This is a genomic window from Mahella sp. (assembly GCF_020054945.1).
Lineage (GTDB): Bacteria > Bacillota > Clostridia > Mahellales > Mahellaceae > Mahella.
In genome coordinates this window covers 1-8,393 of sequence record NZ_JAIHAU010000074.1, presented here as the reverse complement: position 1 = coordinate 8,393, position 8,393 = coordinate 1, and the positions used below count along the sequence as shown (strand labels likewise).

Annotated in this window: 7 protein-coding genes and 2 pseudogenes; 8 read left to right on the top strand and 1 reads right to left on the bottom strand. The window is 42.7% G+C overall.

Annotated features, from left to right (window positions below; genetic code table 11):
- Window positions 1–402: 402 nt before the first annotated feature.
- The 8 genes and pseudogenes from JG770_RS10565 to JG770_RS10530 all read left to right on the top strand — a co-directional run bounded on the left by JG770_RS10565 (window position 403) and on the right by JG770_RS10530 (window position 7,650).
- Entirely contained in the window at window positions 403–1,653 is a 1,251-nt protein-coding gene (locus JG770_RS10565; RefSeq protein ID WP_291958775.1) for a glucuronate isomerase, read from the top strand.
- Window positions 1,654–1,757: 104 nt separating this feature from the next.
- Window positions 1,758–3,548: an oligoendopeptidase F gene (gene pepF / locus JG770_RS10560; protein WP_291958773.1), complete on the top strand. Its 1,791-nt coding sequence runs from the start codon at window positions 1,758–1,760 to the stop codon at window positions 3,546–3,548.
- A 13-nt stretch (window positions 3,549–3,561) separates the two neighbouring features.
- The gene (locus JG770_RS10555; protein ID WP_291958772.1) at window positions 3,562–4,371 is read left to right on the top strand and encodes an undecaprenyl-diphosphate phosphatase; all 810 of its coding nucleotides are present in this window, start codon (window positions 3,562–3,564) and stop codon (window positions 4,369–4,371) included.
- A 53-nt stretch (window positions 4,372–4,424) separates the two neighbouring features.
- Window positions 4,425–4,769, top strand: a pseudogene (gene nrdR, locus JG770_RS10550) (transcriptional regulator NrdR); the annotation flags it as partial.
- Window positions 4,770–4,831: 62 nt separating this feature from the next.
- A complete protein-coding gene (locus JG770_RS10545; RefSeq protein ID WP_291958771.1) occupies window positions 4,832–5,539 on the top strand; it encodes a response regulator transcription factor in 708 nt (235 codons plus the stop codon).
- 28 nt (window positions 5,540–5,567) lie between these two features.
- Window positions 5,568–6,317 (top strand): phosphate ABC transporter ATP-binding protein PstB, encoded by a 750-nt coding sequence (gene pstB / locus JG770_RS10540; RefSeq protein WP_291958769.1) that lies wholly within the window; start codon window positions 5,568–5,570, stop codon window positions 6,315–6,317.
- 35 nt (window positions 6,318–6,352) lie between these two features.
- The gene (gene phoU, locus JG770_RS10535; RefSeq protein WP_363321007.1) at window positions 6,353–7,006 is read left to right on the top strand and encodes a phosphate signaling complex protein PhoU; all 654 of its coding nucleotides are present in this window, start codon (window positions 6,353–6,355) and stop codon (window positions 7,004–7,006) included.
- Between the two features lie 86 nt (window positions 7,007–7,092).
- Entirely contained in the window at window positions 7,093–7,650 is a 558-nt protein-coding gene (locus tag JG770_RS10530; RefSeq protein ID WP_291958764.1) for a carbonic anhydrase, read from the top strand.
- A 37-nt stretch (window positions 7,651–7,687) separates the two neighbouring features.
- Here JG770_RS10530 and JG770_RS10525 read toward each other — a convergent pair.
- A pseudogene (locus JG770_RS10525) lies at window positions 7,688–8,345 on the bottom strand (AIR carboxylase family protein).
- Between the last annotated feature and the right edge of the window lie 48 nt (window positions 8,346–8,393).

The window sequence follows — 8,393 nt, the reverse complement described above, 5'->3', positions numbered from 1 at the left end:
AATGTTTCCCAATATAAAGATAATTCATGTTGTCTTTTTTCACTTGCACTTATGTTGCGTGTATCTAAACGATGAGTAAATTTTTGTTCCATTAAAAAAATCCTTCCTATTTTATACGCAACTGATTTTTGTATCTTGTCCAAAGATTTTCTTTGCGTTTTTATCTATGATACCCCATTTATATCAGTTTCTCATCTTGAATTTTCTAAAAACGCAATTCCTTATCTTACTCGTTTTTGTCATATTTAACCTCTTCCTACTTTGAATTGTATTATTGCATTTTTGCAATTTCAATAGAAAAATATAACTAATTTTATGTAGGATTCTTACAAATTTTTAAATGTGTCATTCTGTTGTAAAATGTGGTATAATAGAAAAAACATTTGAGGAGGTTACGCTGATATGTCGTTACATAGTCGAGAGGATATAAGGAAGGCCGTATACAAAGCGGTAGAAGATGTTGCCATAACTGATGTTCATACGCATCTCTATCCCCCATCGTTTGGGGATATGCTGCTATGGGGCGTGGATGAGTTGCTGAATTATCATTATCTTATAGCTGAGACGATGCGTTGGACCAGCATGCCATATGAAGAATTCTGGTCTATGACCAAAAAAGAGCAGGCTGATATGATATGGAACACGCTCTTTATCGAACATTCACCATACAGCGAAGCGTGCAGGGGTGTTTTGACTACGTTGGATAAGTTGGGATTGGATACTGCCGGCAGAGATTTAGCGAGCTATAGGGATTTCTTTGCCGGTATGACAGCGGAGCAGTACACCGATAAAGTCTTTGACACGGCCAATATAAAAGCGGTGGTTATGACCAATGACCTATTTAACCCGGCGGAGCGAGAGAAATGGTTGAGCGATTTACAAAACGATGATAGATTCAAGGCTGCTTTGCGCCTGGATGTATTGCTCAATTCATGGCCGCAAGCCTGCCTGCAACTGCAACAATGGGGTTATGAAGTGAAAGAGGATTTATCTGATATGACCGCTGACGAAATAAAGCGCTTCTTGAGCGAATGGATGGATAGGATGAATGCGGTGTATATGGCTGCGTCGCTACCCTATGATTTTATCATGCCTGAGGACTCTTATAGGGCGAGGATAATAGAGGATTGTGTGTTGCCGGTCGCACGTGAGAAAAATAAACCGTTTGCCATGATGATAGGCGTAAACAGGCAGGTTAATCCGGAGTTGAAGGATGCCGGCGATGCTGTATATAAGGCGGATATAAACGCCGTCATATATCTATGCTCGAAGTATCCTCACAACAAGTTTATGGTGACCATGCTTTCGCGTGAGAATCAACATGAGTTGGCGGTGGCAGCGCGTAAATTCAGAAATCTCATGCCTTTCGGATGCTGGTGGTTTTTGAACAATCCCAGCCTGGTCGATGAGATCACGCGTATGAGAGCCGAACTCCTGGGTGTGAGCTTTATACCACAGCATTCGGATGCCAGAGTATTGGACCAGCTAATATATAAGTGGGCTCATTCACGCCGTATTATAGCCGATGTGCTTACGGACAAATACAATGATCTGCGTAAAACCGGCTGGAAGGTGAAGGAGGCCGAAATAAAACGCGATGTGGAGAGTTTGTTTAACAACAACTTTTGGGGATTTATAGACAGGGTATTATAATCAATATATTTAATGGCCTTTCTGAATATTTTTTGGAAAGGCCATTTCTTTTATTGAGCCATAGATGGTATAATATATAAAAATGAATTTTGGAGGTGAAAGCGATGAATTCATTGCCTAAACGTGAAGAAATCGATAAAAAGTATAAGTGGCATTTAGAAGATATATATTCATCGGATGACGAATGGGAAGAGGATTTTAAAAGGCTTAAGGATATGATACCTGCGATGGAAGGGTATAAGGGCGGATTAAATTCGGCGGATAACCTGTATAACGCGCTTAAATTGCGCGATGAGATAAGCCGGTTAGCTGAGAGGCTCTTTACATACGCGCGTATGCGACGCGATGAAGATAATGCCAATGCGAAATATCAGGCGTTGGCCGACAGGGCTATGAGCCTTATTATAGAAGTGCAGAGCGTTTTATCATTTATAGTGCCGGAAATATTGGCTATACCGGCTGACGAGGTCTACGGCTATATGACTGAAAAACCGGAACTTGAGCTATACAGGCATTATATAGATGACATTATGAGGCAGAAGGCACATGTGCTGTCAGCCTCGGAGGAGAGGATATTGGCTCAAGCCGGAGAGATGGCCGAAGCGGCAGATACTATATTTACCATGATAAACGATGCGGATATAAAATTTCCTTCTATAAAGGATGAGAACGGCGATGAGGTAGAGCTGACCAAAGGGCGCTATATGCAGTTCATGGAAAGCCAGGACCGTCGTGTGCGCAAAGATGCTTTCGAGGCGTTGTATGATACATATGGAAAACTGAAAAATACATTATCAGCTACGTTGAGCTCGAGCGTAAAAAAAGATATATTCTTTAGCCGCGTGCGCAAATACCCTTCATCTTTAGCGGCTTCGCTAGATGACGATAATGTGCCTGCATCGGTGTACGACGGCCTTATAAAGGCTATACATGATAACATGGATCTTATGTACCGTTATGTGAAACTGCGCAAGAAAATGCTGGGCGTGGATGAGCTCCATATGTACGATTTATATGTACCCTTGGTGCCTGATATAAATATAAAAGTATCATATGAAGAGGCGGTTGATAGAGTATTGGAGGGACTTCGGCCTTTGGGAGAGGAATATATAAGCCTGCTCGAACATGGATTTAAAAATGGTTGGATAGATGTGTACGAGAATCAAGGCAAGACCAGCGGCGCTTATTCATGGGGATGCTATGGGGTTCACCCGTTTGTGTTGTTGAATTTCCAAGGGAGATTGGATGATATATTTACCATAGCTCATGAGATGGGACATTCGCTTCATACCCATTATTCGTTCTCAACACAGCCGTATATCTATGCAGAATACCGCATATTCGTGGCCGAGGTGGCATCGACGCTGAATGAAGCGTTGCTCATGGATCATATGCTAAAGACCACTGATGAACGCAGCATGAAGCTGTATCTTATAAACCACTATCTGGAACAGTTCAGGGGCACGGTGTATCGTCAGACCATGTTTGCCGAATTCGAGAAGATCGTACATGATAAGGCCGAAATCGGTGAATCGTTGACGCCGGATATGATGTCATCAATATACCATAATTTGAATGAAAAATATTATGGGCAGGATATAGTGGTGGATGATCGGATAGACTTGGAATGGTCGCGTATACCCCATTTCTACAGCAGTTTTTATGTCTATAAATATGCTACGGGTTTTTCGGCGGCCACGGCTTTATCGCAGCAAATATTGAGCGAGGGCAAACCCGCGGTGGATAGATATATAAACTTTCTAAAAAGCGGCGGATCGGATTATCCCATAGAATTGCTGAAGAAAGCCGGCGTGGATATGACTACGCCGAAACCGGTAGAAGCGGCGCTTAAGGTATTTGCTGGTCTTCTCGATCAAATGGAAAGCATGATATAGGGGGATAAAGCAATTGTTACTTTTGTTTAAGGCTTTTATAATGGGTATAGTAGAGGGCATAACGGAGTTTTTGCCTGTATCCTCTACGGGTCATCTTATTATAGTGGGTGACCTCATCGGTTTTAACGATGAGAGCTTCTCGGTAATGTTTGAAATAGTAATCCAGTTGGGTGCTATACTGGCAGTAATATTCTATTATAGAAAGAAGATAGCCGATTCTTTCAGGCATATGAAACCCGGGCAATGGGGATTCAAGCTTTGGTTTAAGATAATCATAGCCTTTATACCGGCTGCCGTCATAGGGCTGCTGGTAAACGATTTTGTAGAAGCTCATTTATTTTCTTCTTTCACCGTGGCTATAGCGCTCGTGGTGGGAGCTGTATTGATGCTGTTGGTCGAGCGGATATTCTGGAATTACAGAGTAGATGATATGGATAAAATAAACGGCCGGCAAGCATTGCTCATAGGTACGGTACAGTGTTTGTCGCTGTTTCCAGGCATGTCGCGTTCGGCATCCACCATTATGGGAGGTATGATAGCCGGTATGTCGGTTAAAGCGGCGGCGGAGTTTTCCTTCTTTCTGGCTATGCCCACTATGATAGCGGCTACGGGATATTCGTTTTTAAAAGGATTCAGCGCTATGTCGGCCTTGGAATGGGCTGCTCTGGCCATAGGGTTTATAGTGTCTTTCATAGTGGCGCTTGTCGTGGTAGACAGATTTTTAACGTATTTGGGCAAGCATCCGCTAAAGCCATTCGCCTATTACAGGCTGGTTGTGGGTATACTGATGATCGTACTGACGCTGACGGGTATAGTGAGCTAGGCGAGAAAACATGTTTGTATATTGCGCATATGTATAGAACTTGTATATAATAGAGGCGTAAAAAAATAAAGATGATGGTTATAAAAAAAGACGGACGCAGAGAACCTTTTGATATTGATAAGATAAAAAACGGTATTATAAAGGCATGTGAGAAACGTCCGGTTTCTATGGACGATATAGAAGCTGTAGTATCGGATATAGAGAAGCAGGTATATACGGACGTTAAATCCGAGATAACCAGCCATGAGATAGGCGAGATGGTCATGCAGCATCTAAAGGACCTGGATGAGGTGGCATATGTGCGCTTTGCATCGGTTTACAGGCAGTTTAGAGATGTGAATACATTCATGGATGAACTTAAAAAACTTTTGAATGAGCGCGATGAGACCGAAGAATGATTGGACATGAAGGCATTTGTGCATTATAATGTAAGAAGAGAATATGTCGAGGAGGACGGCGGATGCCTAATGAAACTATTTTGGTAGTAGATGATGAAGCGCACATATTGGAGCTGATTCGTTTTAATTTAGAGAGTGCGGGCTATAAAGTCGAAGTTGCGGAGGATGGTGAGACGGCATTGAAATTTTGCCGTCAGCAGGTTCCGGACCTCATCATATTGGATATAATGCTGCCCGGCATAGATGGGTTGGAAGTGTGTAAAACGCTGAGAGCGTCGGTTGCTACTGCCAAAGTCCCGATCATTATGCTTACTGCTAAAGGAGAAGAGATAGACAAGGTAGTAGGGCTTGAAATAGGAGCTGATGACTATATTGCCAAGCCGTTCGGTATAAGAGAATTGATAGCACGCGTTAAGGCTCTTTTAAGGAGAACGGAGAATAGCGATATGGAGCCTAAAATAATAAAATTAGGCGGTTTAACTATAGATACGTCAAAGTATGAGGTATATAAAAACGGCAATAAATTAGATTTCACGCTCAAAGAATTCGAATTGTTGAAATTATTGGTTCTAAATCAGGGCAAGGTGCTGTCAAGGGATTATTTACTAGATCAGGTATGGGGATATGAGTATTTCGGTGAAACCCGAACAGTAGATGTCCATATACGACATATAAGGCAAAAGCTGGGAGATAATATGGACGAGGCCAAATATATAGAAACTATACGCGGCGTAGGCTATAAATTTATCGCTTCCGAGGAAGGGGAATAGAATAATATTTGTGGGAGAGGTTGTATTAATGGATAAAATAGAGGTACATGATTTAAATTTGTTTTATGGTGATTTCCAGGCCCTTAAAGACATAAATATTAATATAGAGGCTAATAAAGTAACAGCGCTCATAGGACCGTCAGGTTGTGGCAAGTCGACGTTTTTGCGGACTATAAATCGTATGAATGACTTGATAAACGGTGTTTCCATTACAGGTGACGTATTTATGGACGGTAAAAATATATATAAAGATTACGATGTTATAGACCTGCGCAAACGTGTAGGCATGGTCTTTCAAAAGCCCAATCCGTTTCCGATGAGCGTTTACGATAATATCGCTTATGGGCCGAGGATACATGGCGTAAAGAATAAATATGAGCTGGACGCTATAGTGGAAAGGAGCCTGAAAGCTGCGTTTCTATGGGATGAGGTCAACGACAGGCTTAAAAAATCGGCATTGGGTCTGTCCGGCGGACAGCAACAGCGATTGTGTATAGCAAGGGTGCTGGCAGTTGAACCGGAAGTAGTGCTTATGGATGAACCCACGGCCTCTTTGGATCCTATATCCACGGCGAAAATTGAAGATCTCATAGATCACTTGAAAGAGAAATATACTATAGTAATCGTAACGCATAACATGCAGCAAGCTGCGCGTATATCCGATTATACGGCTTTCTTTCTCATGGGAGAGATGATAGAGTGGGGGCAGACCGAAAAGTTGTTTTATAAGCCGGAAGATAAGCGTACCGAGGATTATATTACGGGAAGATTCGGTTGATTAATAATAATTAAAAGGAGATGGCGACAATGGTTATGCGCGAGCATTTTAACGAAGAACTAAGCGAATTGCATAATATGGTACTGCGTATGGGCAGCGTGGTCGAGGATAGTATAGATGGCGCTATTGACTCGTTATTACAGCGCGATATGGAGATAGCTGAGAGCGTTATAAAAGATGATGATATACCGGATAATATGGAATTGGAGATACAGGACAAGTGCGTTACTTTGATAGCTACTCAGCAACCATTGGCTAAAGACTTGAGGACTATATGTGCCGCGCTTAAAATAAGCACTGATCTGGAACGCATAGGTGATTATGCAGTGGATATAGCCAAGACTACTATACGGTTGGATGGTCAGAATTATATAAAACCCCTTATAGATATACCGCAAATGGCCAAGACGACCATAGGGATGATAAAAGATGCTCTAGATTCATATGTCAATGAAAATGTTGCTTTGGCGGAAGAGGTTTGCATAAGAGATGATGTTATAGATGGAATATATAGAAATATTTTTCGTGAAATAATTTCCATAATGATGGATGATAATTCTACAATACTGCAAGCCATGTATTTACTGTTAGTAGCGAGGTATATAGAGCGGATAGCGGATCATACGACCAACATATGTGAATGGGTTATTTATACTGTGACCGGAGAGAAGAAAAACCTGAACAATTAATTTTTAAGTTGATTAAAGCAGGAAATCGTGGTATATTATCATATGTGACCAAGTACTAATAGCAGATAATATGGGGAGGCGATATAATGATAAGGGAAAACATAAACGGACATTATCCTCAGATCGATCATACGGCATATATTGATCCAACCGCTGTTATCGTCGGTAATGTCCATATAGGCAGACGCGTTTACATAGGGCCTAATGTCGTCATAAGAGCTGATGAATTGACAGATATGTATACCGTAGGGTCTATAACCATAGGCGACGACTGCAATATCCAAGATGGCGTAATCATACATACGTTGGGCGATGCATGCGTGGCTATAGGACCGCGGACCTCTTTGGGTCATGGCTGCGTAATCCATGCACCGTGCAATATAGGGGCTCACTGTTTTATAGGGTATAGATCGGTTATATCCAATGCCGATATAGGGGACTGGTGTTATGTCGGTATAAGCGTGGTGGCTGAGGGCATCAAAGTAGATGAACGCCGCGTAGTACCAACCGGAGCGATACTATCTTATCAGCAGCAAAACGCCGATTTATTGCCGGCTATAGATAAACAGCGCTGCGATTATATGGAGAGGGTTATAGAGAGCAATATAAAGCTCACAAATGGCTATAACGCCATAAACTGTTAAAAAGCCGTGCCATATGGCACGGCTTTAAATATCGATTTTAAATATGATTTATCATGCTGGCTATATAACCGGCACCGAAACCGTTGTCTATGTTTACCACAGCCACGCCGGATGCGCAGCTGTTAAGCATGGACAGCAGCGCGGCCAAGCCGTGGAAATTGGCGCCATAACCGACGCTGGTCGGCACTGCAATAACCGGTTTATCTACCAAACCGCCCACTACGCTGGCCAACGCGCCTTCCATACCAGCTACCGCTATAACCACATTGGCGTTCATAGGCGGCCTCCTCAGCTACGGGCATATCGGATGTACCCCCTGTTACCACCGCTATAGTGCCGGCCGGCTGTGGCAACGGCTTGCGGTTTATCACAGCTATGCGTGCTGTTGCACTGTACTCGACATTGGGTGTTAATGCCCGGAGAGCTTGAGCAACGTTACTATCGGCCCTGGTGGCCAGTATATTGCTGTAATCCAGTTCTAGCATCCTTTTTACTATTGCCGTTACTTGATCGGTTGTTTTACCGGCGCAGTATATGACCTCCGGATAACCGTTTCTAAGTTCGCGATGCGTATCCAGATGGGCAAATCCCATATCCTCAAACGGCAGTTTTTTAAGCTCTGCCACGGCATCTTCTATAGCCAACCGGCCATCTTTTACATCGTTGAGCAGTTGTTTAAGTTGTTGTGCGTTCATCGGGCATTTCTTCTTTCAAAACTTCATTCATGCTACCGGTTCGATATC